The organism is Solibacillus palustris, assembly GCF_022549215.1.
In the GTDB taxonomy this organism is placed as follows: Bacteria; Bacillota; Bacilli; order Bacillales_A; family Planococcaceae; genus Solibacillus; species Solibacillus daqui.
In genome coordinates, this window is record NZ_JAKZFC010000002.1 from 325,590 (window position 1) to 350,601 (window position 25,012).

22 protein-coding genes and 1 riboswitch are annotated in these 25,012 nt (G+C 36.0%); of the genes, 11 read left to right on the forward strand and 11 right to left on the reverse strand.

Features of this window, described 5'->3' with window-relative positions:
• Positions 1 to 3: 3 nt before the first annotated feature.
• The 4 genes from nrdF to LZ480_RS08680 are packed head-to-tail and all read right to left on the reverse strand — an operon-like array spanning position 4 to position 3,633.
• On the reverse strand, positions 4 to 966 hold the full coding sequence (gene nrdF / locus LZ480_RS08665) for a class 1b ribonucleoside-diphosphate reductase subunit beta (RefSeq protein ID WP_241369011.1): 963 nt from the start codon (positions 964 to 966) through the stop codon (positions 4 to 6).
• Positions 954 to 3,047 carry a class 1b ribonucleoside-diphosphate reductase subunit alpha gene (gene nrdE / locus LZ480_RS08670; protein WP_241369012.1) on the reverse strand — a complete coding sequence of 698 codons (2,094 nt, stop codon included), beginning with the start codon at positions 3,045 to 3,047 and terminating at the stop codon, positions 954 to 956. The genes nrdF and nrdE overlap by 13 nt, the downstream gene beginning before the upstream one ends.
• Complete coding sequence (gene nrdI / locus LZ480_RS08675) at positions 3,047 to 3,412, reverse strand: class Ib ribonucleoside-diphosphate reductase assembly flavoprotein NrdI (RefSeq protein ID WP_241369013.1); 366 nt, start codon at positions 3,410 to 3,412, stop codon at positions 3,047 to 3,049. Before nrdI ends, nrdE begins: the two co-directional genes overlap by 1 nt.
• On the reverse strand, positions 3,409 to 3,633 hold the full coding sequence (locus LZ480_RS08680; protein ID WP_241369014.1) for a glutaredoxin family protein: 225 nt from the start codon (positions 3,631 to 3,633) through the stop codon (positions 3,409 to 3,411). Before LZ480_RS08680 ends, nrdI begins: the two co-directional genes overlap by 4 nt.
• Before the next feature lie 136 nt (positions 3,634 to 3,769).
• Positions 3,770 to 3,949, reverse strand: a riboswitch (cobalamin riboswitch).
• A 938-nt stretch (positions 3,950 to 4,887) separates the two neighbouring features.
• Here LZ480_RS08680 and LZ480_RS08685 point away from each other — a divergent pair.
• Together LZ480_RS08685 and LZ480_RS08690 are read left to right on the forward strand one after the other, a co-directional pair.
• Entirely contained in the window at positions 4,888 to 5,775 is an 888-nt protein-coding gene (locus LZ480_RS08685; RefSeq protein ID WP_241369015.1) for an alpha/beta hydrolase, read from the forward strand.
• 30 nt (positions 5,776 to 5,805) lie between these two features.
• A complete protein-coding gene (locus tag LZ480_RS08690) occupies positions 5,806 to 6,558 on the forward strand; it encodes a class I SAM-dependent methyltransferase (protein WP_241369016.1) in 753 nt (250 codons plus the stop codon).
• A 37-nt stretch (positions 6,559 to 6,595) separates the two neighbouring features.
• On the opposite strand, the gene LZ480_RS08695 is transcribed toward LZ480_RS08690, so the two are convergent.
• The gene (locus LZ480_RS08695) at positions 6,596 to 6,994 is read right to left on the reverse strand and encodes a cobalamin biosynthesis protein CobN (RefSeq protein WP_241369017.1); all 399 of its coding nucleotides are present in this window, start codon (positions 6,992 to 6,994) and stop codon (positions 6,596 to 6,598) included.
• Between the two features lie 331 nt (positions 6,995 to 7,325).
• Here LZ480_RS08695 and LZ480_RS08700 point away from each other — a divergent pair, with 331 nt between their 5' ends.
• A complete protein-coding gene (locus tag LZ480_RS08700; RefSeq protein ID WP_305037316.1) occupies positions 7,326 to 8,600 on the forward strand; it encodes a histidine--tRNA ligase in 1,275 nt (424 codons plus the stop codon).
• A 298-nt stretch (positions 8,601 to 8,898) separates the two neighbouring features.
• On the opposite strand, the gene LZ480_RS08705 is transcribed toward LZ480_RS08700, so the two are convergent.
• The 3 genes from LZ480_RS08705 to LZ480_RS08715 form a co-directional block, all read right to left on the reverse strand.
• Complete coding sequence (locus tag LZ480_RS08705; RefSeq protein ID WP_241369018.1) at positions 8,899 to 9,648, reverse strand: transporter; 750 nt, start codon at positions 9,646 to 9,648, stop codon at positions 8,899 to 8,901.
• A 78-nt stretch (positions 9,649 to 9,726) separates the two neighbouring features.
• A complete protein-coding gene (locus LZ480_RS08710) occupies positions 9,727 to 10,272 on the reverse strand; it encodes a PadR family transcriptional regulator (RefSeq protein WP_332844026.1) in 546 nt (181 codons plus the stop codon).
• 417 nt (positions 10,273 to 10,689) lie between these two features.
• Positions 10,690 to 11,253, reverse strand: a complete 564-nt coding sequence (locus LZ480_RS08715) for a DUF6434 domain-containing protein (RefSeq protein WP_241369020.1) — start codon at positions 11,251 to 11,253, stop codon at positions 10,690 to 10,692.
• Positions 11,254 to 11,423: 170 nt separating this feature from the next.
• On the opposite strand from LZ480_RS08715, the gene LZ480_RS08720 reads away from it, so the two are divergent.
• The 7 genes from LZ480_RS08720 to LZ480_RS08750 all read left to right on the forward strand — a co-directional run bounded on the left by LZ480_RS08720 (position 11,424) and on the right by LZ480_RS08750 (position 21,798).
• The gene (locus tag LZ480_RS08720; RefSeq protein ID WP_241369021.1) at positions 11,424 to 12,134 is read left to right on the forward strand and encodes a metallophosphoesterase family protein; all 711 of its coding nucleotides are present in this window, start codon (positions 11,424 to 11,426) and stop codon (positions 12,132 to 12,134) included.
• A gap of 154 nt (positions 12,135 to 12,288) precedes the next feature.
• The gene (locus tag LZ480_RS08725) at positions 12,289 to 16,491 is read left to right on the forward strand and encodes a hypothetical protein (protein WP_241369022.1); all 4,203 of its coding nucleotides are present in this window, start codon (positions 12,289 to 12,291) and stop codon (positions 16,489 to 16,491) included.
• A gap of 353 nt (positions 16,492 to 16,844) precedes the next feature.
• Positions 16,845 to 17,750 (forward strand): cation diffusion facilitator family transporter, encoded by a 906-nt coding sequence (locus tag LZ480_RS08730; RefSeq protein WP_241369023.1) that lies wholly within the window; start codon positions 16,845 to 16,847, stop codon positions 17,748 to 17,750.
• 115 nt (positions 17,751 to 17,865) lie between these two features.
• Positions 17,866 to 18,243, forward strand: a complete 378-nt coding sequence (locus LZ480_RS08735; protein ID WP_241369024.1) for a GntR family transcriptional regulator — start codon at positions 17,866 to 17,868, stop codon at positions 18,241 to 18,243.
• Entirely contained in the window at positions 18,243 to 19,103 is an 861-nt protein-coding gene (locus LZ480_RS08740; RefSeq protein WP_241369025.1) for an ABC transporter ATP-binding protein, read from the forward strand. Before LZ480_RS08735 ends, LZ480_RS08740 begins: the two co-directional genes overlap by 1 nt.
• Positions 19,100 to 19,726 (forward strand): ABC-2 transporter permease, encoded by a 627-nt coding sequence (locus tag LZ480_RS08745; protein WP_241369026.1) that lies wholly within the window; start codon positions 19,100 to 19,102, stop codon positions 19,724 to 19,726. The genes LZ480_RS08740 and LZ480_RS08745 overlap by 4 nt, the downstream gene beginning before the upstream one ends.
• 146 nt (positions 19,727 to 19,872) lie before the next feature.
• Positions 19,873 to 21,798, forward strand: coding sequence for an elongation factor G (locus tag LZ480_RS08750; protein ID WP_241369027.1), 1,926 nt, complete (start codon positions 19,873 to 19,875; stop codon positions 21,796 to 21,798).
• Positions 21,799 to 21,882: 84 nt separating this feature from the next.
• On the opposite strand, the gene LZ480_RS08755 is transcribed toward LZ480_RS08750, so the two are convergent.
• Positions 21,883 to 22,728, reverse strand: coding sequence for a DegV family protein (locus LZ480_RS08755; RefSeq protein WP_241369028.1), 846 nt, complete (start codon positions 22,726 to 22,728; stop codon positions 21,883 to 21,885).
• Between the two features lie 250 nt (positions 22,729 to 22,978).
• Between LZ480_RS08755 and LZ480_RS08760 the strand changes: the two genes are divergently transcribed.
• Positions 22,979 to 23,617, forward strand: a complete 639-nt coding sequence (locus LZ480_RS08760) for an IucA/IucC family C-terminal-domain containing protein (RefSeq protein WP_241369029.1) — start codon at positions 22,979 to 22,981, stop codon at positions 23,615 to 23,617.
• A gap of 166 nt (positions 23,618 to 23,783) precedes the next feature.
• Here the strand turns inward: LZ480_RS08760 and LZ480_RS08765 are convergent, their stop codons facing one another.
• Both LZ480_RS08765 and ku read right to left on the reverse strand, forming a co-directional pair.
• Positions 23,784 to 23,927, reverse strand: a complete 144-nt coding sequence (locus LZ480_RS08765) for a YjcZ family sporulation protein (RefSeq protein WP_241369030.1) — start codon at positions 23,925 to 23,927, stop codon at positions 23,784 to 23,786.
• A gap of 224 nt (positions 23,928 to 24,151) precedes the next feature.
• Positions 24,152 to 24,970, reverse strand: coding sequence for a non-homologous end joining protein Ku (ku, locus tag LZ480_RS08770; protein WP_241369031.1), 819 nt, complete (start codon positions 24,968 to 24,970; stop codon positions 24,152 to 24,154).
• Positions 24,971 to 25,012: the final 42 nt, after the last annotated feature.

Here is a 25,012-nt window from a genome sequence, read left to right on the forward strand (position 1 = left end):
TTTTTAAAATTTAAATGTGTCATCGGTAATCGGTGCTACTTTTGCAACTGCATATGTAGCGCCTTTTTGACTGAAGAAATCATACGTTGAGCCAGTATTCGTAATTCCGTTCATAACAACGGGATTCACTTCTTCTTCTGGGAACATGGTTTCAAATCCTAGGTTCATCAGCGCTTTGTTGGCATTGTAGCGCACGTATTTTTTCACTTCTGGGGATAGACCTGTTTCGGCGTAAAGGTCTTCTGTATATTTCATTTCATTTTGATATAAATCGAGTAAAAATTCATAGCCCCATAGCGTTAATTCTTGTTTTTTGTCTTCAGAAAACGCTTTGAAAATGTTTTGTGCAAAAAAGCCTACTGCAACTCCGTGAATGCTCTCGTCGCGTAATATAAGTGAAATCACTTCTGCAGAGTTACGTAGTGTTCCTTGTCCACCTAAGTAAAGCGGGTAGAAGAAGCCTGAATAAAATAGGAAGCTTTCTAGCATGACAGAGGCATACATTGCTTTCCATAGGCTTTCAGGGTCATCTTCTTGTATTGCTTTATAAACGTCGCCAATGCGATTCGCTTTATATTGAAGGAATTCATTTTTTTGAACCCATTCAAAAATTTCATCGATTTCGGTATTCGTACAAAGTGTTGTAAAAATATATGAATACGATTTTGCATGAATCGCTTCAAATGCGCCAAATACAGTTAGAACGGCCTTTTCCTGTAAATCAGGGGTGAATTTGGCGATTTCGTTCATTCCGATATTCGTTTGTACTGTATCGAGAAGTGTAAGACCACCGAAGACTTTTTTATACGTATCCTGATGCTCGAATTCCTTCCATTGCTTTACATCCTTACTGACAGCAATTTCTTCCGGGAACCAAATTTGTTTCCATTGCTGATCCCAGAAAATACGTGCAAGCTCACTTGTGGGTTTGTTCCAGTTGACTGCTTTGTAAGTTAAATTTGACATGCGACACACTCCTCAATTGTCAGTAGACGTTGACGAACATAATATACCGATTTAATACCCTTCATCCATGCATAAATATAAACTTTTGCGAGCTGTTCAGTATTCCATTGATCGGTTACATATAATGTCATCGAGATACCTTGATCGACATGCTGCTGAGCGGCTGCGTATAAATCAATAAGCTCGTAAGGATTGACGTCATAGGCTTCTGTATAAAGATCCTTGTTATCATTCGTTAAAAACGGCATCGGATAAATTGTTCTGCTGTCTGCGTAGTCACGAACCTCCACGCGCTCTGTTACGGGTGAAATTGACGCTGTACATGAACGGATGTAGGAAATGGATCCCGTAGGCGCGATCGCTAAACGGTAGCTATGGAAAAGCCCGTATGTTTGAACATCTACTTTTAACTGCTGCCACATTTCGTTAGTAATGATTGGCGTTGAACCTAATGCGTGTTGAACGATTTGGTCAAGCTCCGTTATTTCTTTTGTAATATACTTTTCAAAGAAAGTACCTGACGCATAATCACTATCCTCATAACGATAAAACGTTTCTTTTTTCTCTTTTGCTAATTCCATAGAAGCTTTTATTGAAAAATAATTCAATGCTTCCATAAAGGCGTCAATAAAGGCGATTGATTCCTTTGAGCCATAACGAATGCCACTACTTACTAAATGACCATGTAAGTTCATAACACCTAGTCCAACCGAGTGCATCACCTTATTAGCTTTTGATACGGAAGGAACATTAATGATGTCGGTCATCGTAGATACGTTAGTTAATAAGCGCATCGCAGTTTGTACTAGTTGTTCAAAGCTTTGTACCTTTGTCGCTTCATGAATATCAATAGAGCCTAGGTTACATGACACATCTAGACCATATTCATTTGGCTGATTTTGATCGGTAATCACGCTAGTTTGCTGATACTGAAGAATTTCAGTGCATAAATTCGACATTTTTACGCGACCGATATTTTTCAATGGGTGAGTGTTATTTACATTATCATCCATTATTTCAAACGGGTATCCTGATTCAAATTGTGCTTTTTTCACTTCGGTATATAATTTACGTGCATTGATGCGTTTTAGCTTGCGGATATTTGGATTATCCAAAAGCTCGTAATACATCTCGGTCATCGAAATTTCCGACATGCGTTTCCCATATTCTTTGTAAATATCATATGAACTAAACAAAACGATGTCTTTATCACGGCGCATAAGTTCAAAGAAAATATCTGGTATGATAATGCCGGTAGATAGAGTAGCTAAACGAATTTTGTCATCGGCATTTGGCTTTTTCGATGAAACAAAGCTTTCAATATCACCATGGAAAATATTCAAATAGACAACCCCAGAGCCGTTACGTTGACCAAGCTGATTGGAATAGCTAAACGAGTTTTCTAACAGCTTTGCAACTGGCATAACACCACTTGCACGGTTTAAAATGCCTTTAATCGGGTCACCTAGTGGACGAAGGTCGGTTAAATTAACACCTACACCGCCACCTAATCGAGATAACTCTAAACAATAGCCTATATTTTCAGCAATGGAGTTCATCGTATCATCCATCGTTAATTTAAAGCATGAAACCAGTTCTCCACGCGCTTTTTTTCCGCTGTTTAGTGCAGTAGGGGTAGCAGGCTGATAGGCAGTCATAATTGCTTCTATTGCACTTTCTGCTAATGCTTCATCACCTTGTGCAAGGTATAGAGCAATAATAACAATTCGATCCTCGTATTTTTCTAATATTTCTTTGCCATCTCTGCTTTTCATCGCATAGCTATCATAAAATTTAGACGCACTCATAAATGATGGAAAGCGGAATTTATAAGCATACGCCTTTTTGTACATGCGCTTAATGAAATCCATAGAATAACGTTCAATAAATTCCTTTTCGTAGTAGCCTTCTTCCACTAAATAGCGTACTTTTTCTTCGATATCAATAAAATAGCGAAGACGCACATTGATTTCCTCTAAAAAGTAACGGCGTGTCGCATCCTTATCTTTTTGTAAATCGATTTCGCCTGTCGCACGGTAGCGGTTGAGAATATCGTTGTTAAGAGTTAAATATTGTTTCATCATCTAGCCTCATTCCAAATTGAGTTATAAAATTGCTTTATTTGCTCATACTCAGCAGTTGTTCCACGTAAATCTAGCTTTGCGATTAATGGAAGCTGGTAATAGTTCGCTAGTAAATCACCGGCACGGCCAAACATCGAATGACCAAAATTTCTATTGCCACTGACAATGATTCCTTTACAAAGCGTGTGGTTCTGCTGCATATAATTTTCCACGACTAGAGGAACCGAGCCTAGCCCATCCGTATAGGTGAACAGTAAAAAAGGCTTTGTTATGGATATCGCTTGTTCAATTGCGATTGCAGGTAAACCAAGCTTTCCGACAATGCTTTGAACATTCCCAGTGCGTGAAGCATAAACAATCATGCGCTAAGCTCGGCAATACGGTCCATAATTGAGCTAGGCTCCGCAAACCATTCGCCATTTACCTCTAACACAGGTACTGCTAAAAAGCCTGCATCCACTACTGTTTGCTTCGCATTTTCGTCATGATCAATATTAATCACTTCTACTTGTAAATTGGCTGCTTCAAGTTCTGATTTTACCCATAGGCATTTTGGACAAATTGTTTTTGTATACAGTTTCATAAAGGTATCCCTCACTAATGATAAATTTATTGTGCTAAAACATTTGGGCAAAGAAAAAAGCTATCCGATTAAAGGATAGCTTGAAATGGAAACAAAAATAGAGTTTTCGTCTCCATTTCCTATTCCCCGAAGAAATGTACGTGAATTTAGCGTGGCAGGTCTCCTGGCTTTGCGTCATTCCTCCGACACCTTCCCGTGAATTGACACAGTGGTTTACGTCTTCAGTCAGCATTTACAGTTGCGGGGACAGCGTTGGTTTTGCACCAAACTTCCCTATTAAACTACATTTAGTAGTACCTCGATAAATTAACACAATATCTAGTTATGAATATGAGTATAAGTGTTCGTATGTTAAAAGTAAAGCTAGACTTTAAAGTCGGACAACTGACTCTTTATAAATGCACGCAAAAGTGCAGTTCTATTGTGAGAATTTCTATTTGCGTTATGATAGCTATTTGTTATTTTAGCATAGATTTATTATTTAACGAGGATTTTTCCTAAAACGATTCGTTCTTGATATTCATTCTTCTAATTTTCAATTGACACTGATTCTAGAAAAAGCAGAATGTTAGTTGAATCAATCAAATTGAAAAAGGCTACCATTCAAACGATGTGCCGATGCTATACTGATTTTTTTTCTTCCTGCCATTTCGCATAATTGTAGCTACCCTGCACGATGAAAAGAAACACAACAAAAATAACGTAACCGATAAATAGGGGACTCAACCCTAATAAAAAATACATAAATACAATAAGCAATAGAAAAAACGGTATCGAATAAATCGTGCGCAAAAAAATTTCGACGATAAGATAAGCCGAAATAAGAAAATTTAAACCCTTTGTCAACTTTTGGCTTGTTTCGATAATACTTTTTTAAGCCAAACGTCAAAAGCGAAATAATGGTGAGATTGATCAGTAGGCTCATCCAAAAAACAGAATTAACAAACAAATGAATTCACCTCCGTTACTCCTGAAATTTGTATTTATTGTATAATTATAGCAAATTGAATGAAGAGTACATAGTTGCAAGCAGAGTGGCTTGTTTTTCTTTCGATAGGCACTTGTATACTCGCTGGAATTATAGTGTTGTTCGTTAAAAAGTGAAAACAGGTGACACTACAGCAAGCGTAATTAATTATTGAACAAAAAAAGCTACACCTACATGAATTATACAAAGCGCACGAGATGCATATGTTGAAAGACAAGTAATTTTGGAGAAATGCACTACAAATAAACTCGAATGAGGTGTCGACAATGCGTAGCTGGCAAAGTGTAGCGTTTAAATGGTATTTAATTATGCGCGGATCGAAAAAAAAGTTTCAAAATCCCAAATTATTGGATGATTTTATAGCAAGTAAATATAACGAGTTACCATACCAATTAGATGAGTCTTTTCGAGTGAAGAAAGACATTTTGAAAAATGAAATCAGCGGAATGCGATATTATACAATTAACGAACAGCGCAAACCGAAAAAGGTGATTTATTATTTTCATGGAGGCGCTTATATTAATGATCCACTAAGCTTTCATTGGCGTTATTTAATAAAACTTGCCAAAGCTACAGATTATACAATTGTAGTACCGATTTATCCAAAGCTTCCTCGACATACAGTACTTGAATGCTATGAGGCGATTTATGCTTTATATGAGCGACTGTTAGAACATTATGATGCCCCATTTATTTTTATGGGAGATTCAGCAGGAGGTGGATTAGCACTAGGTTTTGCACAAGATGTAAAGTTGTTAAACAAGCGGCAGCCTGAGCATATTATCCTGAATTCGCCGTGGTTAGATGTGACAGGAGTGGACCCTCGCTATAAACAACTTGAAAAGATAGATCCGATGTTAGGGATTCAAGGGGCACAAGAGCTGGGTCGATTGTGGGCAAAGGATGTTGGAATAAAAAATTACAAGGTCAGCCCATTAAATGGGGATATACAAGATATTGGGAAACTCACACTTTTCGTTGGAACAGGGGAGCTTTTATTGGTGGATGCACATATGCTACGTGAAAAAGCGCAACAAGAACACGTGCCACTCCAATATTTTGAATATAGTAAAATGAATCACGTATTCCCAGTATTTCCGGTACCAGAGGCAAAAAAAGCATTTAAAGAACTGTTAAAGATTATTCAAACATAATGTTAAGTAAGTAGGAGGAAATACAATACTATGAAGTATATAGATAAGTTTACTGGAAAAGCACAACATTATAATCAAGGTCGTCCCTCGTATGCACCTGAATTAATAGATGATCTATATAAAAATGGTTATTTAACACCACATTCTATAGTTGCTGATATCGGGGCAGGTACTGGTAAATTCACAGAGCAAATTTTGCAAATGGGCAATACGGTATTTGCCGTAGAACCAAACAACGACATGCGCGCTGTATTGACTGAACGGTTTCAGTATTTTGACACCTTGATAATACTGAATGGAACAGATGAAGCTACATCATTAGCGGATCATTCAGTAGATGCTATTACTGTTGCACAAGCATTTCATTGGTTTGATATAGAAAAATTTAAACAAGAATGTACGCGCATTCTAAAACCAAATGGTCTAGTTATATTAATTTGGAATATGCGTGATGAAGCGTCACCAGTTAATCAAGAGACGTATCGGATATTTCAAAAGTATTGTTCGAACTTTACAGGATTTAGCGGAGGTATTAAAAGAAACGACGAGCAAATTTCAGCGTTTTTTGATGGTGATTTCTTTGTAAAAAGCTTTTCAAATCATCTATATTATTCAAAGGATGACTTTATTGCACGCAGTTTATCCGCATCGTATTCATTGAAACAAGGGGACGAACTATTTGAGGATTATTTGCAAGAGTTAACAAATTTATATAATCAATTTGTCGTAAATGGGGTACTTGAAGTCCCAAATAATAGTGTCGCTTATATTGGAAAATTATAAATAAAGCCATGCGTAGCGAATGATTCCTACGCATGGCTTATTTTTGAATCGAAATTTCTGTCACAATTTTCGTTACCGGCAAATAAGTGATTTCGCAATAATAATTTCCATTAGCAATATCTTTGAAGTGCTCAGATTTAATAGAGTATGTTTTGTTAGCGATCATCACTTCTGTTGTATCAATGCTATTGCCGCCACCACTAACAAACTCGAGCGTACAATCACCGGCAGTTGACTTCGTTTGCTCTGTTTGTAAATAAAAAAAGTCCGTGGTATAAATACTAGCAACAACAAGTGTAAATACCATTAGCACTCCAAGCATTATAATAGGCGCCTTATTTTGATTCTTTAATTGTAAGGTTTTAATCCAAACAAATAGCACAATTAAAAACAGTAGTACAAATACGATGAGTCCACTATAAAATGCAAGTAACATAATCGTCGCCCCCTTAGTCGATAATAATTATACGGATAAACGATTAATAACGTTTCGATAAATTGTGAATTTTTTGTAATTTTCGTTGCATCAATAATTTTTTTGCTGTATAGTCTGTAGTTAATTGAAAGGAGAATGTTGTATGCAATTGAACTTGTCGCAATTATTTACTATTAAACATCATCATAAATAAAAGTCTTGCTATCTTTATTAAATTTTTTAATATCGAATAGGAAGACTTTTCGTCGTGAAATCGTATACATAAAGCCACTTGGAGCTTTATATAGATACGATTTTTTTATTTGCCAAAAATCGAAGGGAGCGAACGAAAATGAAGAAAATGGATTATCAAAATGTAAGAGGAACACAAGATTTTTTACCTGAGCAGGAGGTTGTGCGCCGTAAAATTCGCCGTACACTAGAAGATACATTTATCTTATATGGCTGTAAACCATTAGAAACACCAATGCTTAACTATACGGAGCTAATGGCATCAAAATATGCGGGTGGTGCAGAAATTTTACAGGAAATGTATACACTAACGGATCGCGGCGAACGTGACATAGCTTTGCGCTATGATTTAACCATTCCATTTGCCAAAGTAGTTGCGATGAACCCAAATTTGGCAATGCCATTTAAGCGCTATGAAATCGGTAAAGTTTTCCGAGATGGACCAATTAAAGCAGGGCGTTTCCGAGAATTTACGCAATGTGATGTAGACATTGTTGGTGTAGCGTCACAAGCAGCTGAAGCAGAGCTCATGATGATGGCAGTCGATGCATTTGAAAAATTACAGGTGTCGGTTCAAATCCAGTATAATAACCGCAAGCTTTTGTTCGGCTTACTGCAAATGTTTGAAGTGCCTGAAACGGCGATGAATCGTGTCATTTTAATATTAGATAAAAAGGAGAAAATTGACCGAGCTACTCTAGTTAAAGAGTTGACTGAATTAGCACTTACACCTGCAGCACTGAAAAAAATTGAGTCTTTTTTAGATGCTAATCCTACGCTTTCATATTTTGAAAATTACAGTTTGCAAAATGATTTTATTGCACAAGGGGTAACAGAAGTTCGTGAACTTATGGATTTTTTACAAGCACTGAAAATTGAAAGATCATGCCTGTTTAATCCGTTTTTAGCGCGAGGCTTAGAAATTTATACAGGAACGATTTATGAAATTTTCTTAAAAGATGGTGCTATTAAATCGAGCATTGGCAGTGGTGGACGTTATGATAATGCTATTGGTGGACTGATTGGCAAAGATGCGTCATTTGCTACAGTGGGCATTTCATTTGGCTTAGATGTTATTTATACAGCGTTTGAATTAGCAAACCAAATCGAACAAAATCCACGCGAAATTGATGTCTTTATTATTCCGATGAACACATTAAAACAAGCTTTGCAACTAGCAACTGCTTTAAGAAAAACTGGTCAACGTGTTGAAGTAGAGCTATCAGGGAAAAAATTATCGAAGGCAATGGATAAGGCGAATCGCGAAAATGTTGGGAAGGTTATTGTACTAGGAGAAAATGAAGTTGCGGCAAATAAAATCGCAATTAAGGATATGGTAAGTGGTCGAGTAGAAGAGGTGGAATTTAATTTTTAATTGAATGAACTGACATATGGTTCTTTATTTATTTTCGAAAAATTTAATAGAACCGGGATGAGATGAATAGATATTTAAAAATGACTATAGGTAAATAAGTGGATGCATTAATGTAACTCGCACGAATCATTACGTTTGTTCTTGCTACTAACTGGATATATATACCCTATTTTAGACAATATAATCGAAATGCGTGGCTAATTAACTTCATTCTTTTCAAAAATTTTTGAAAAGACTGCCCTATTAATAGGCAGTCTTTTTGTGGTGAACGTTTCCATAACGGTAAAAATATAAAGTGTTATTCAGAGTTGATTGATGTGTTTTCGATTATACATGTCCCCATATTAAAGAAGTTATTTTCACTTTTTAATGTTACTTGCACTGAATAATCTTTACTTGTTTCAAAAATAAGTTTTTGGCAGTTTTCAAGAAGTACCGTTAATTGATTTTCAGTAAGTATAGTTTCTTCAAAAACGATGCTTAGCATTTTAAAATCAGAAGGTGTAAAGTTACCGAAAATATGGATTTGTGTGATGCCAGATATATTATTCTCACTAGAATTAGGGACCATATATTTTTCAAACCCTTTTCGGATTTTTTCACTATCCAGTTGTTGAAATCCAATTTGAAGGGGGACATTTTCAAAAAAATTCAAATAGCTATTTTGCCAAGGCATTGTTTTTGAAAACAATTTAAAGAAAAATTCAATTTTTATTTTTTCAGGATCGGAAATCGAAATTTCTTTAGTTTGTAAACGTTGAACAACTTCATCTAAATTATTTACATCTAGCATTAGGCAAATTAGCCCCCGTTGTCCGGTATTATAAGCATGGACCCATTCTTTTTTCCAACCGCCCCCGTCACTATTACTTATTGTTATCAATTCAAAATACTCTTGCCCAATCCAAATGTTAGTTGCCCTAAATCCTTTTGTTCCCTTACCTTTCTTTACGTTATAAGGGAGACCAGCTTTTCTTATATTTTGAACTTCACTACTTTCTTGCTGGTAATGAGGAGTTACATTCATTACTAAATGATCTATCTTCATAATTGATCGCTCCTTAAAATCAATACTCAACATTGAGTATTGATGTATTTTTTTGTTCCTCCTAATAGAGGAACAAAACTAATTGCAATTATAATTTGTTAATAAATCTTTCACGAAGTTAATTTGTTGTTTAATAATATTCACCATATTATTAGATACAATTGACATTAATGGTGAAAGCCCATTTGATAAATGTTTTTCTTTTATTGATATCCCACTTTCGACTATAACAAGTTCACGTTCAAGCATTGTTAATTGATGTCTTAATGCTTCAATTGCTCTCTCAACGTCTAATTGCTCAATAAATGATAAACCTGCGTAAAAGGATAGGGGGTAGGGGACATCTGAAGAGATAATTGAATTGTATACTAAGTCTTTTAAATGTTCTTTTCCTAGCTCAGTAATTCTATAGATAGACTTTTGGCGATTACCACTATGTTCAATTCGATCTATTTCTATAAAATTATTCTGCTCAAGTTTTTTTAAAGCGTGATAAATAGATCCTACGAGTACTCCCGACCATCTTTCTGCTTCGTTCTCTTGCAGCATGTTTTGTATATCATAACCAGACATTGGCCGCATATTTAATGCTCCTAATACAAGGAGTTGAGTCAAAAAAATCACCTTCCAAAAAATACTTTACATTGAGTATTTTACTTTGATTAAATTATCTATGTCAATAATAATTATGTGAGATAGGTAAATTCAATTAGAAGAGTCTCTTTGGAATCAAGTAGTAGATCGGAAAGTACATCAAATTTTGCAAGTAAATAGTTGACGTAGTTGAAGTGGCGAATGCTGATGTAGTCATAATAGAAGACATTTTAAAGGGGGCTATTTCCACGGACGTAAAAAGAAGCGCTTCAAATTTATAATACTTCCCGAAATCAACCTTTTCTATAGGGATAAAATATTCATAGCCAAATCCGCCTATCTTTTCAAAAGTATTGTAAAAAATCTCAATAGATGCAAGGGCTTGATTAATAGCGCTTTTTGAGTTATTGAGTATTATCATATAGTCATTTTTAGAATTGAAATACTTTATCTCAATTTGTATTTGTTGTCTCCCGGTTGCGATTTGATTATGTTCCAAGCAGCGATAGCATCGTTTCTTGTTTTACCTTTGTTCGCTGGATCAGCAAAATAATCACGAATAAATTGATTATATTCAAATTGAGGAGCGATTTTTTTAGTATAAGTGGGATCTTTAAGGCGATGCTGTTCTTTGTGCCAAGCATTAATGACATCTTGATATGTTTTACCGATATTCTCTTTAAAATAGTTTTGAATATATGTGGAAAAATGAAAGTTAGGAATATGCTGTTTAAAAAAGTGACGTACAGGTTGGCTACATGTATGTCCTTTTTTGATTACCGTTTCCAATGTTAAATTATGTTTTTCAACACTTTGTTTTGTAAATCGGCTACGTTCTGGCTTTACAACTTCACCCGTTTCTAAAAATAGTTTAATTCGGTTTGTGATATCCGCCTTAGAACCGGTTGCACTAAGTCCGTGTGCCCGGCAAAATTGCTGCAGTTCCTCTTTTAGCCAATAATAATTAAGAAAATCATGTATTTGTACATCTTTGTTTAATATTGGTCGCATAGTTGTCTCCTTTTTAAATTTTTTCCATTTCTATTATAGAACGTTAGTTCGTTGTTGTGCAATAGCATTAAAATGAATTAACTTTTTATAGTTAGCTTCCTTGCAGTATTTTAAGTGGTATTATATAAGTAATGGAGTTAAAAACTTACAGAAACGGCAGTTGAGACAAAATGAGCAACCTATTCGTAGTTAGTGATATTCACGGACATTACAAGCACTTTGAAGAACTATTAACGTATTGGAATCCAGAAGATATACTAGTGATTTTAGGAGATTTAATCGATCGTGGGCCGCAATCCTTACAGGTAATTGAAAAAGTAATTGAACTTAAGCAATCATACGGTGATAACGTGGTTTTTGTTAAGGGCAACCATGAAGATATGCTGCTGAATTTTTTAAACAATCCAATGGAAAAGCAGGAGCATTATTATATGAATGGTGGTAAAGAAACGATGCAAAATCTACTTGTTCATTTACCTACCTACATAAGGGAAAAACCATATATCTTACAAGCCAATGAAATAAAGCAGCATTACAAATATCAGCTAGAGTTTTTGAAATTAGCTCCCGTATACAAAACTATTGGTAATGTACTTTTCACACATGCTGGCTTTAATTCTGAGTTTGCTACACTTGAAGAAACAACAGAGCGTGATTTTATATGGATTCGTAAGCATTATGAAATAACAAATAAAACATCGTACATCAATGTGTTTGGTCATACACCCTTAACGTACATCCATGAATCAAATGATGTATGGCTTAGTGATGACAAGCGCTATATTGCCATTGATGGTGGCTGCTATATGAGTGGGCAGTTAAACGCAGTATTGTTGAATCAACAAGGGGAATTACTAGAACTTTATAAAGTTCAGAGTTAAAAACTAGCGTTATGCGTTGAATGTGCATAGCGCTAGTTTTTAACTAGATTTGTATTTTTCTAACAAAAAAAATGCGAATCGGCAATGTTATTATATATTTTTAAAATTTTAAAGTGGTACAATTGTTTTAAATCAAAAAAATGGAGTGGTATAAATGTCTCAACTGTTTTTCTCTAATTATACAAATGAAATCGAAGATCTGTTAAAAAATGATTTATCGAAAAGTACATATTGTGGCATGATTGATGATTTAGAGAAGCTTGTTACTTTAGCTGACCGACTTACTATTTCTTGTCAAAAACATCCTTATTTTACTAATATCTCATCTTTGTTAAAAAATATAGAAAGGGCATTTGCCGATCAAAATGATGCGGACCAAGCCTCACAGGTTCTGCTAAATGTTGAGAAATGGATTAAACCCGTGCTTTATTTTAGCGATAAGGAAAAGTGGGAGAAGCTCAATCAAGAGAAACATTACTTCACTTTAAAGCCTACCGTTACACAGTTAGGACTATTAAACCAACAAGAGGTAGAAGCGGAGACGGCTGATACCTTCGAAGATGTTGGGAAAAAGTATATGTGGATTGCAATAAATTCAAGAAATTACGAAACACATAATACAGCACTTTCATCTAGCGAACTGCGATTGAACTATTTGCGCTGTGCTATGACAATTATTTTAGTCCCGCTGTATCTAAATTATGACGTGATTAAAGCCAATTTGAAGGGGTTGTTATGTCGTCAAATTGATGCAGAAGCAGAGGATTTAATCGCTTCGATTCGTGTATCGCGTAGGGAAGAAATCAAAGGATTTAAAGCAAGACAGGATTTAGTGGAGAAAATCGTTGATAAGCTAACAGAAGAATTACGAGAAAGTGGTGGCTATTATATACTCACAGGGATTGAAGGTATTGGGAAGACAGCGCTTTGTGCAAAGGTATCTGAGCAATTACTTGCGAAGCAAGATAGTTTGATTGAGTCAGACGTCAATATCAAGCAGGCTGCACCGTGGTTGCCTGGACAACTTATTCATTTTGGAAAGTGGGAATCTGACCCTGTTCGTATTTTACGCTCACTTATTGTACAAGCGAATACGATGTTACTCGAGCCAGAAGATTTACCGAATCATACGCCTGCATTGCAAGAGTTAGAAAAAATGAGCTTTTTTAATAGTTCATCGCAAATGAATAGGGCGATTTCGGGAGAACACTTTGGGGATTATTCCAAGCAACTATTTTCGCCTACGAAGAATTTATTAAATTTATCTAATCCATCAACTCAAGAGAATGTTGTGTCTTTACCGTTGAATACAAATGTGATGAACCATCCTACAAATGTTAGGAGTGAGCTCGAAATACATAAAGGCATCTTCAGTCGCGTACTCCGAAAGCTTACACAGCAATACGGTCCGGTCGTCATAATAATTGATGCACTAGATGAAATCACCACCTTGCTCGATAATTTAGAATTTTTACCACGTCAATTACCACCAGGCGTTTCCGCATTATTGACGGTCCGTCCGAATCTTGGAATTGAAAAATGGCTAACAAATTATAGTAGCGCATTGGTTTATCCAGATCAAGTCGGCTATATCGAACGCAATGAAATTCCTCTTTTTACAGGTATTGACGATTTCGTTGGAAAAGAGGAGAAAAAGTTCAATGATCAGGTTTTTCGTAATAGTAAAGGTTGGTCCTTACAGATTGCGGCAATTGCCCGTAAACTAAAGGACGTTAACGGCGATTTTACACAAGTCGATGTGGAAGATGAGCTTGGGAAATATTTTGACCGTCAAAAGGATGAATGGCTGTGTGCGTATGAGGATGCACGCGGTGAATATTTAAAAGAAGTTCTACATTTACTCGCGATTTTCGAGCCGATTTCAGCAATTAGTTTAGATGATATACAAGGCTATTTAGAAGGGAAATTTGACGAACGGCTTAATTTAGATAAAATTATTGATTTATTAAAGCCAGTTTCGTATCAGATCCAAGGTCTCGAAACAGCCAAGAAAAATATTAAGCTAGGGATTAAGGCATATGCGGATTATGTTAGAAAAGGAATTGGCAAACGCGATTTAAAAAGACATTTAGAGGACTATACTGAGTGGATGAAAGACGATGAAGACATAGAGTCGAAACTAGTTGCTGACTTTGTGAATTATTGGATGAGCGAGGGGTCTCGAAAAGAAATTGAGATTGTCAAAAAAATCATTGATGAGTTGATTCAAGACGAAGAGCTTAAGAAGGTGGAAGAATTAGCTTTTCACATGATTACATCCGTTAAAAAGATTCCCCAAGGTTTTAAGTATTGCATGCGAGAGTTAGCATCACTAGGTAAACCTAAGGCCGTTGTGAATTATGCAAAATTAATATTAATGGGGAAAAGTAGCAAAGAACAGGAAAAGAGGGAAGCTGAAGAGTGGCTTCGCAAGTCTGCTAATAATGCTGAACCCGAAATATTGTGTTTTTTAGGGAATTTTTTGATTGATTATAAAAATGAAGAACAGCTACGACAAGAAGGTGAGCAATACCTGCGTCAAGCAATTGAACAAGGATATCAACCTGGGAAGATGATGTTAGGTAGTCGCTTAATTGATGGAAAAGGATTAGGTGTTAATAAAGATGAGGGCTATGAATTACTGGAGGAACTTGTGGAAGAGGGGTATGAAAGGGGTATCCTCAGATTGGTTCATTTTTTAATGAAGATGGATCAGCCAGAAGCGAATCCTGAAAAAGCTTATCGATTATTGAGAATGTTAGCTAAAGAACGAGAAAATATTACAGCGATGTTTATCCTAGGACGAAATCTCACAGATGGTAAGAGACTAACGAAGAACGTACAAGAAGGCGAGCAATGGTTAAGACGGGCAGCTGAAAAAGAATTTGTGCAATCAATGCACTATTTAGGCATGCAATTAATCGAAGGTGAGCATTTACTGCAACATATAGATGAAGGAATTGAATGGCTTGAAAAAGCGGTTGAATTGGAGCATGAAGAGTCGTGTTTGCTTTTAGCTGAATACTATCTAGAAGGTAAACATGTAAAGCTAGACTTTGAACAAGGAAAGCAATGGCTTTTAGAGGCCGTGAAAATGCGTTCGACTTCAGCTATGCTATCATTAGGTAGAGCATATCTATATCAATTAGAGGGATTTCCACAAGACAATGATGAAGCCCTGAAGTGGTTACAAATGGCAATTGAAGAAGGCTCAAATGAAGCGTCTTTGATACTTGGAAATGCACTAATAGACGGTATAGGCTTTAAACGTAATTATAATTTAGGTATCAACTACTTGCAAATGGCGGTAAAAAATGAGTTTGTAAATGCTTATAGTTCGCTTGGAACGGCTTATTTAAATGGTAATGGCTCTTCAAGAAAACGGATTGAAGGGGAGAAAATTTTACGACAAGGTATGGAAAAGGGCTGCAATGTCGCAAAAATTAATTTAGCCATCGAATTAGCCAAAGGCGATAAAATAACGAAAAGGGAAGTGGAATCAAAGAAGCTATTTGAGGAATTAATAGAAGATCGATTTGAAAAAGCAATTGGTATAAGATGTTTACAATCATTACAAGAAAAAAATTTTGATGAAACAGCTGAAGATGTACAATCACTTCTTTGGCGTGAAATTGAAAAAGGTGTGCCAGAAGCAATGGTGGTTCTCGCTGAATTCTTAGAAGAGGGAAAATATATGCCACAAGATATCGATATGGCCATTCGTTTATTTGAACAAGCATGCGCATTAGATTATAGGCAAGCTTATCTGTCATATGCTACGTCATTATTAACGATGGGTAATTTTTCGAAAGATTTCGACAAAGGGTTGCTTCTTCTCGATAAATTTATGGAGACAGGCAAAGGGTATGAAGCCTATTATTTATTAGCTTTTCATTATTATAAAAACGAGCATAATATTGAAAAGTCTATTGAAAATTATGTCAAGCTTTTAAAGGAAGGGATTATTGAATCGGCGAGTGACTTATTTTACTTGATTCGTCATGACAATGCTTCTATCGAAGGGCAATTCGACTTTAATCAATTACTAGATATGGTAAAAAATTCAGAAAGGCCCCTTGCACGTGTGAATTACGCGCTCTATTTACTTTCGTTAAATACCGATGATCATTCATGGCGTGAAGTGGATGCCATTTTTGCGAAACTAGATAAGTTAGATAGTGTTGAGAAATGGTGGACAGACTTAGCAATGGAGGAAGATATGGAAGGTTACCTCGTTCTGGGGTTATTACTTCGTCATCAAAAGATTACACTACCAAATAATTGGACGCTCAAGCACTGCTTTAAACAAGCAAATTCCGTGTATGAAATTCCACACTGGATCCAAAAACAACGTTAAAATAGAACCATTCTGTACATTGTAAGGTCCTAATGAGGGAAGTGAAAAATTGTAGTTATAAAAATTTTGTCTAACTAAAAATTTGCTAAATAAGAATTAACGCTTTGGTATTCACAAATTTCAAATGCGATTATGTAGAATCCTCATTTATGCTAAGTGATGGCGGTACAATTGCTAATATGGCGTGCATGCGTCAAGCAATGCAACAATACCAATAAGATGTAGTCGTTATTCGCGCGATTTTTTGGTATACTAATAAAAACTACATATAAAAGAGGTTACTCCTCGTCAAATTTTTTTGACAAGGGGTAGCCTCTTTCGTGTTTAAAGAAGTTTTTCGAGGGGGAAACATTTTGGAGCAGTATACAAATTTACGTGCGGGTGAAAAAGGTGCGTACATATCGATTATCGCCTATATTTTTTTAAGCTTACTTAAATTAATTGTCGGCTATCTAGGCGATTCTGAAGCATTAAAAGCAGATGGTTTAAACAATACGACGGATATTATTGCCTCGATTGCGGTATTAATAGGATTAAAAATTTCTCAGCGTCCACCTGATGACGACCATCGTTATGGACATTTTCGTGCGGAAACGATTGCTTCACTAATAGCATCTTTCATTATGGTTTATGTGGGAATCGAAGTATTAAAGACGGCTGTTGAAAATATTAAGCATCCGATTCATCAGGAGCCAAGTGTATTAACGATTGTCATTGCGATTTTCAGTGCGATTGTGATGTTTGCAGTATATAAATACAATTTCGCATTAGCGAAAAAAATTAATAGTAGCGCGGTTAAAGCGGCCGCATATGATAATCGTTCGGATGCACTAGTTAGTATCGGAACAGCTATTGGGATTACGGCAGCGATTTTTGGTTTCGCAATAATTGATACTATAACAGCATTTGTTATTGGTTTAATCATTATTAAAACGGCCATTGAAATTTTCAAAGAGGCGGTGTTTTCATTAACAGATGGCTTTGATACAGAGCTTATTTCCTCAATTGAAGAACGTGTAACAATAATTCCGCGTGTTCGTGAAGTGGTAGAGGTACGCGGACGGCAGCATGGAAGTTTGATTTTAGTGGACATTACTGTTTGTGTGAATCCGAATTTAAATGTTCGCGATTCACACACTATTACCGAGCAAATTGAAAAAGCAGTGCAACAGCTTAATCCACATGCCATGACACTTGTGCATATTGAGCCATATGATCCGAAAGAAATGATTATTTGTGAAGATGACTATCATTTCTAAAGTAAAGATATGCTTCGAACATTTCGTTCGAGCATATCTTTTTTTATTGACAATTTTTTGTATATAAATTATAGTGTGTATACACAGTATATACACTATAAACATGAGGTGTGTTATGAATATTATTATTAGTAATGCGAGTGATAAACCAATTTATGAGCAAATTTCCTCGCAAATAAAAGCGCAAATTATGAACGGTCAGCTGAAGGAAGGTGAACTATTACCCTCGATTCGTGTCATAGCTAAAGAGTTAAAGGTAAGTGTGATTACGACAAAAAGAGCATATGCAGATCTTGAACGTGATGGTTTTATCGAAGTCGTTCAAGGAAAAGGCAGCTTTGTTGCTTCACGCAATATGGATTTTATTCGTGAAGAGCAGCTAAAAAACATAGAACAACTATTACAAAAGTCAGTGGACATCGCCAAAATGAGCGATATATCGTTCGAAGAATTAAGTGAGATGCTGATGATAATTTATAAAGGAGAAGACTAATGGACACAATTTTGGAAGTGAAAAATTTATCCAAGCATTACAATTCATTTTCATTAAAAAAAGTTAATTTAACAATCCCAAAAGGAAGTATTGTGGGACTAATAGGTGAAAATGGCGCGGGCAAAACGACGACTATTAAAGCAATTATTGGTGCAATTCAGAAAGATGGTGGGGAAATTACGCTATTTGGTCTACCATTTCACACAACGAATAAAGAGGTGATGCAGCAAATCGCGATCGTGATGGAAGGGAGCTTCTTTCATGAAGAGCTTTCACCAAGGCAAATGGCGAAAGTTTTGAAAGGTTTGTATAAAAAGTGGAATGATGTAACTTTTAACCGTTATTTACGGCAATTCAATGTACCCGCAACAAAAAAACTGAAAGAATTTTCTAAAGGTATGCGTATGAAGTTGTCTATTGCAATTGCATTGTCGTATGATGCAAAGTTGCTTATTTTAGATGAACCAACAAGTGGGCTAGACCCAGTTGTTCGCAATGAAATTTTGAATATTTTCCAAGATTTTATAATAGATGAGGAGCGTGCCATTTTATTGTCATCCCATATTACGACCGACTTAGAAAAAATTGCGGACTATATTACGTTTATCCATAACGGTGAAGTGATTTTAAACGATATGAAGGATGATTTAATTTACAAATACGGTGTCGTAAAATGTAGCGAGCAGCAATTTGATTCATTGGATCAAACACATATAATTGGGTATGAAAAGGGGCAATTTGCAGTGCAGGCATTAGTAAATAACAAACAGGCAGTACAGCATATGTATCCAGATCTAGTTATTGATGCACCAACGATTGACGATATTATGCTGTATTATGTAAGAGGTGACAAGAAATGATGAGTTTAGTATTGAAAGACTTATTAAATTTACAAAGCTATTTAAAAACAATCATCGTGTTTGTTGTATTTTATAGTATTTTGAGTTTTTCAATGGATGACGTTAGTTTTGTGGCTGGGATGCTCATTATTTTATTTGCGATGATTCCTATATCTTCATTTACTTATGATCAGCAAGCAAAATGGGATGTGTTTGGTCACACATTACCTGTTACACGGAAGCAAATGGTTCAAAGTAAATACGTTGTTGCATTATTATTTATTGTAATGGGCTTAGTAATATCACTTATCATAACAGTCACTGTTACTTTTATTAAAGAAAGCTCTGTAGAAGTTGTTGGGTTATTTGCCTCAAACAGTATGGTCGCTTCTGTTGGTTTAATTTTACTAGCAGTTATGCTACCCCTAATTTATAAATTCGGGGTAGAGAAAAGCCGAATAATGCTACTGGCCATTAGCTCAATGCCGATAATCGCGTTGCTACTATTATCTAACTTAGGTGTTACTATTCCAAGTAACATAGATTGGCAAAAGGTTACCTATATTGTTCCAGTTATTGCGCTCATTATTTTTACGATTTCTTACTATATTTCTCATAACATCTATGATAAAAAAGATTTTTAATTTTTGAAGGCTTTTATTTTAATTTACTCCTGCTAAAATTAATGATTTTACTTTTAACGAGTCGAGCGTCGCATTATAGGCGCTCTTTTTTCGTTGTTTGAAATTATGCTATACTGACTTGAAATGGCAAGAAAGCGGTGATTTTTTTGTATAAAACAATAGGCGTGTTAGCACATGTAGATGCTGGAAAAACAACATTTTGTGAGCAATTACTTTATCATACACAGGCGATCAAAAAACGTGGGCGAGTCGATCATCAGGATGCCCATTTAGATAATCATGCGATTGAACGAGCGCGCGGCATTACCATCTTTGCTGAGCAGGGGCGATTTCAATATAAAGGACATACATTTAATTTAATCGATACACCCGGTCACGTCGATTTTGCACCAGAAATGGAGCGAGCGATTCATGTGATGGATGCGGCAATTATTATTGTAAGCGCAGTTGAAGGCATTCAGGGGCATACAGAAACCGTGTGGCAGTTACTTCAGCAGCATAAGATCCCAACTTTTATATTTATTAACAAAGTCGATCGTGAAGGGGCGGATGTTGAAAAAGTCATGAAGGCGATTCGCCAGGAACTTTCACCCGATGCGATCCTGTTTACAAATGGTATAGATTCTACAGTAATAGAGTGGCTAGCAGAGCGTGATGAAGCGTTAATGGAATTATTTTTTAACGATGAATTAACTCATGATCAAAGTTTATCGGTTTTACGTGAACTCGTACAACAGAGAAAAGCGATTGTTTGCATGCCTGGCTCAGCATTAAAGGATGAAGGTATACTCGAATTTTTTAATGCTGTAGATAAGCTGACAACGACACATTTTGATAACAACGACACCTTTGAAGCGACGGTATTTAAAATTCGCCACGATCAGCAGCAGCGTCTAACGTTTATGAAATCAACTGCAGGCATTTTAAAGGTACGCGATGAACTTACGTTTGGTGAGTCAACTGAAAAAATAACAGAAATCCGTCTTTACAATGGCACAAACTATACATCCGTACAGCAAATTGAAGCTGGTGATATTTTTGCAGTGAAGGGTTTATCTACGCCGGTCATTGGCGATGTTTTAGGAAATGAACATGAAGCAGCTTTTGCTATGCTACCAACCTTGCAGGCAAAGGTAAACTATGATGGACCATTACACGTAAAGGAATTAACACGTATTTTCCGTGAGCTAGAGGCAGAGGAACCGAGCCTTCGCGTCTTGTGGAATGAGCAGTTTCAAGAAATATTGGTGCATGTGATGGGTGTTATTCAGCTTGAGGTATTAATTGAAGTATTAAAAGAACGTTTTTCAATTGATGTGACATTCGGAAAGCCACAAATTTTATATAAAGAAACAATTAAAGATTCAGCAATTGGTTACGGTCATTTTGAGCCTTTAAAGCATTATGCGGAGGTGCATATAAAGCTAGAACCAAATCCACGTGGAAAGGGGGTTACGTTTTCAAATGCTTGTCATGCTGATGATCTAACTGTAGGACATCAACGTTTAATAGAGCAGCATGTATTCGAACGTGATCATCATGGGTTATTAACGGGCTTTCCAATAACTGATATTCATGTAACGCTTCTTACAGGGAGAGCACACAATAAGCATACAGCTGGTGGGGATTTTCGTGAGGCAACATTACGTGGGCTAAGACAAGGGCTCGAACAAGTTGACAACATTCTATTAGAGCCGTATTACCGTTTTAAAATGAAGGCGAGCAACGAGCATATTGGTCGTATAATGAGTGATATTCAGCAAGCGAGCGGTACATTTGAAGCGCCTATATTAACCGAGCAAAGTGTAACAATTTATGGTCGCGCACCCGTAGCGACATTCATAGATTACAGTACGCAATTTGCGACGTTTACAAACGGTAAAGGGGCCTTGACACTGCAATTTGATGGGTACGATGTTTGCCATAATGCAGAAGTTATCATTGAGCAAATTGCTTATAATAAGGACGCAGACCCTACTTATACATCTTCCAGTATCTTTTGTGCGAAGGGGAAGGGTTATAGTGTTCCATGGTATGAATCTAAGGATGCAATGCACTGCGATATAGAGTGATATAAAAACGAACGTGCCCAATGAAGCACGTTCGTTTTCGTATTTATTGGATGTTTGCAGCTATTTCAAGCTCACACATCAAAATTATTTAATTGTGCGTTTAAATAATATTCCTAATGTACTCGGACCGCAATGCGTAGAAACGGTGCAACCAGCATTTGTTATTAGAATTTCATCAAATTGCATTTGACGTTGTATCATCGTTTTTACTTGCTCAACGAGTTCATCAGGGCAATCAGGATGTGTAATGAAAATGCGTGATAAATCAATGTCTGTACGGTTTTCAAGACGATCTTTTACGTATTTTTCAAGACTGCTTGCAAATTGACCGCGATATTTCTTACCGACTTCCATTTTACCGTGAGTAACCTCGATGGACGGTTTAATTTTTAATAATGTTGCACCAAACGCCTCGACACTTGAACAGCGCCCACCACGCTTTAAGTAATCCATTTTATCGATGACAAAGCTCGCCTCGATTTCAGGAACTTGCGCTAAAATTCGCGCTTCGATTTCCTTCGCTGTGTAACCTTGCGCGGCAAGTTCAGCTGCTTCCAAAACGAGTAAGCCGCTACCTGTCGATAAATTTTGTGAATCGATGACGATAATATTTTCAAAGCTTTGCGCGGCTAGGCAAGCGTTTTGATGGCAGGAAGAGAACTCACTCCCTAAACTAATGTGAATGATTGCCTCATATTGCTTTGTATAGGGTTTGAAAAACTGCTCGTACTCATATGTATTAATAGCAGCAGTCGAGCATGATTTATTCTCAACACTTACATAATGAAAAATGTCTTTTGGTGTAATATTGACACCATCTAAATAATCCTCTTCATTGATTAGCACATGTAGTGATGCTAATGAAATATCATATTTTGCAAGTAGTTCTGGAGATAAGTCGCACGTACTATCTGCAGTTATTTTTATCATGAAAGATCACCTCTAATTTATATTACTCTTAATTGTAGCATGGAATATTTTAACTGTGTAAGCGATAAGTAAGACAATATTTTATTAGCAAAAAGATAAAAGGTAAAATCGAATGCCAAATTTGTAATTCAATATTCGGTGGGGGTTCAAACCCTGACAGAATCAAGAGGAAATTAGCTATTTTAATTGCTTAAATAGCCTTAAGTGATACACCTTTGTGTATACCGAAAGAGAAGGGGCGCATTATTACATGAATTTAACGATGTATGGCGTAAATTTGGGACAAAAGGGACTCCCGATTGAAAAATTAGTAGATCCCGAAACCCTTACAGAAATCGTTACACAATATGCAGAGTATTTAGAAACGAATTCAATGGCAATTAGTGCATCTTTATTTTTCAAACGATATGCAGTAATAACAGCTGCAGCAGCCCTTGATTATTATGGGTTTCAAAAGGGAACGCACAATTGGTTAAAGGATGCAAAATTTGATATAAACACCTTTACGATAAATGTACAAAAAAGTAATATGCAATTGGAAGAAGATTGGCGAAAAGTATTGTTTCTGGATCATTTAAATCCAATTTGTCAATTTTTATCGCAAGAATTTAAAATGCCTAGTAAAATTCTGTGGGAAAATGTAGCGGTTCGGTTAAATAGAGTTTTGAAAAGAAGTGTAGGGCATTATGCTGAATACGACATTCAACTACAAGTGGAAGCACTTCAAGAAAAACAACCCAATTGGTTTCAAAATCAAAACAATCCCTTTGCTGCATATATCGTTCACCCATACGAAGAAAAAGTTCGTAAAACATGCTGTCGTTATTATCAATTGACTAAAAAGGATGAAGACGTTCGCTATTGTTTAGTTTGTCCATTAAAAAAATAACGGTATGTCTGGGATAAAACCCACCTTCTAATAACAATCCCTGAAATTTTTTAATGTAAGTAACTGTAAAAGGGGTCACTCAAGAGGAAGTGACCCTAAACCAAATAATCAAGCGACAACATATAAATGACTATCTATCACGGCTAGCAACAAATTTTTTAGGGCATTAATAAGCGAAAGTTGCACCAACAATAATTAGAAGAATGAATAGGACAACGATAAGAACGAATGTTGAACCAGATCCGCCACTATTGCCATAACCGCCGTCTCCATAATAATTATTATTGCCTTGGTATCCTCCATATCCCATGAAAATCACCTCCTTCCTCGTTATCCTATTCAAAAAAGTAAGAGATGGTAGGGCGAAAGAACATTTTCGGGGTTGGGAGTTACCAATAATATTGAACGGCTTGAGCCCACTAGAATACAGGGCTCAAGCCGCTTAAAGCATTTTTATTATTTCTACTGTCTACTTGACAGGGAGCAGTTCAAACTGCAGTAGTGATGGGCTTTTTTGTTTTGATGGAAATAATTCTAGGCGTTTTTCTTAGTTTTGGTTGTGCGCTTTCTTGTAGGTGGTTTCTTAGTTTTCTCTAACGAAGCTTGAAGAGCAGACATAAGATCGGTCACATTATCAGGTAATGGTTTCTTATCGGTTACATTAACTGTACCATTAGCTTTTTTATCTTCTATTAGTTCCATTAATGCTGTTCTATATTCATCGGTGTATTTAGTTGGATCAAAGACTGTTGTTAATTGTTCTACTAACATTAGAGCTGTATCAAGTTCTTTTTGTACGACTACATCTACACTTGGTATATTAGGAACATCACTAACACTTCTAACTTCATCCGGAAAATGAATGGTCTCCATTACCAAGGCATCCTTATAAACACGAACCACAGCTAATTGTTCTTTAGAACGAATAACAATTTTTGCTACGCCGATTTTTCCTGAGTCTTCTAGAGTTTTACGCAATAATGCATATGCTTTCGTGCCTGTTGTATCGGGTGACAAAAAGTAAGTCTTTTCAAAGTAAATGGGATCAATCTCTTCTAATTTAACAAAATCAATAATTTCTACAACTTTGTCCTCGTTTTCTTTGCGTAAGTTTTCTAACTCCTCTGCGTCTAATACCACAAATTTATTTTTTGAATACTCATAGGCCTTAACTATATCTTCTTCATTCACTTCTTTTTGACAACCTTCGCATACTTTTTTATAACTAATTGGTGTATTGCACTCTTTATGAAGCTGTCTTAACTTAATATCTTTATTTTCTGTTGCTGTGTGAAGTTTAACAGGAATATTTACTAGACCAAAACTAATACTACCTTTCCAAACTGTATGCATAGTACACCCACTTTTTTATTATTTAATCTTCTTATTATTAAG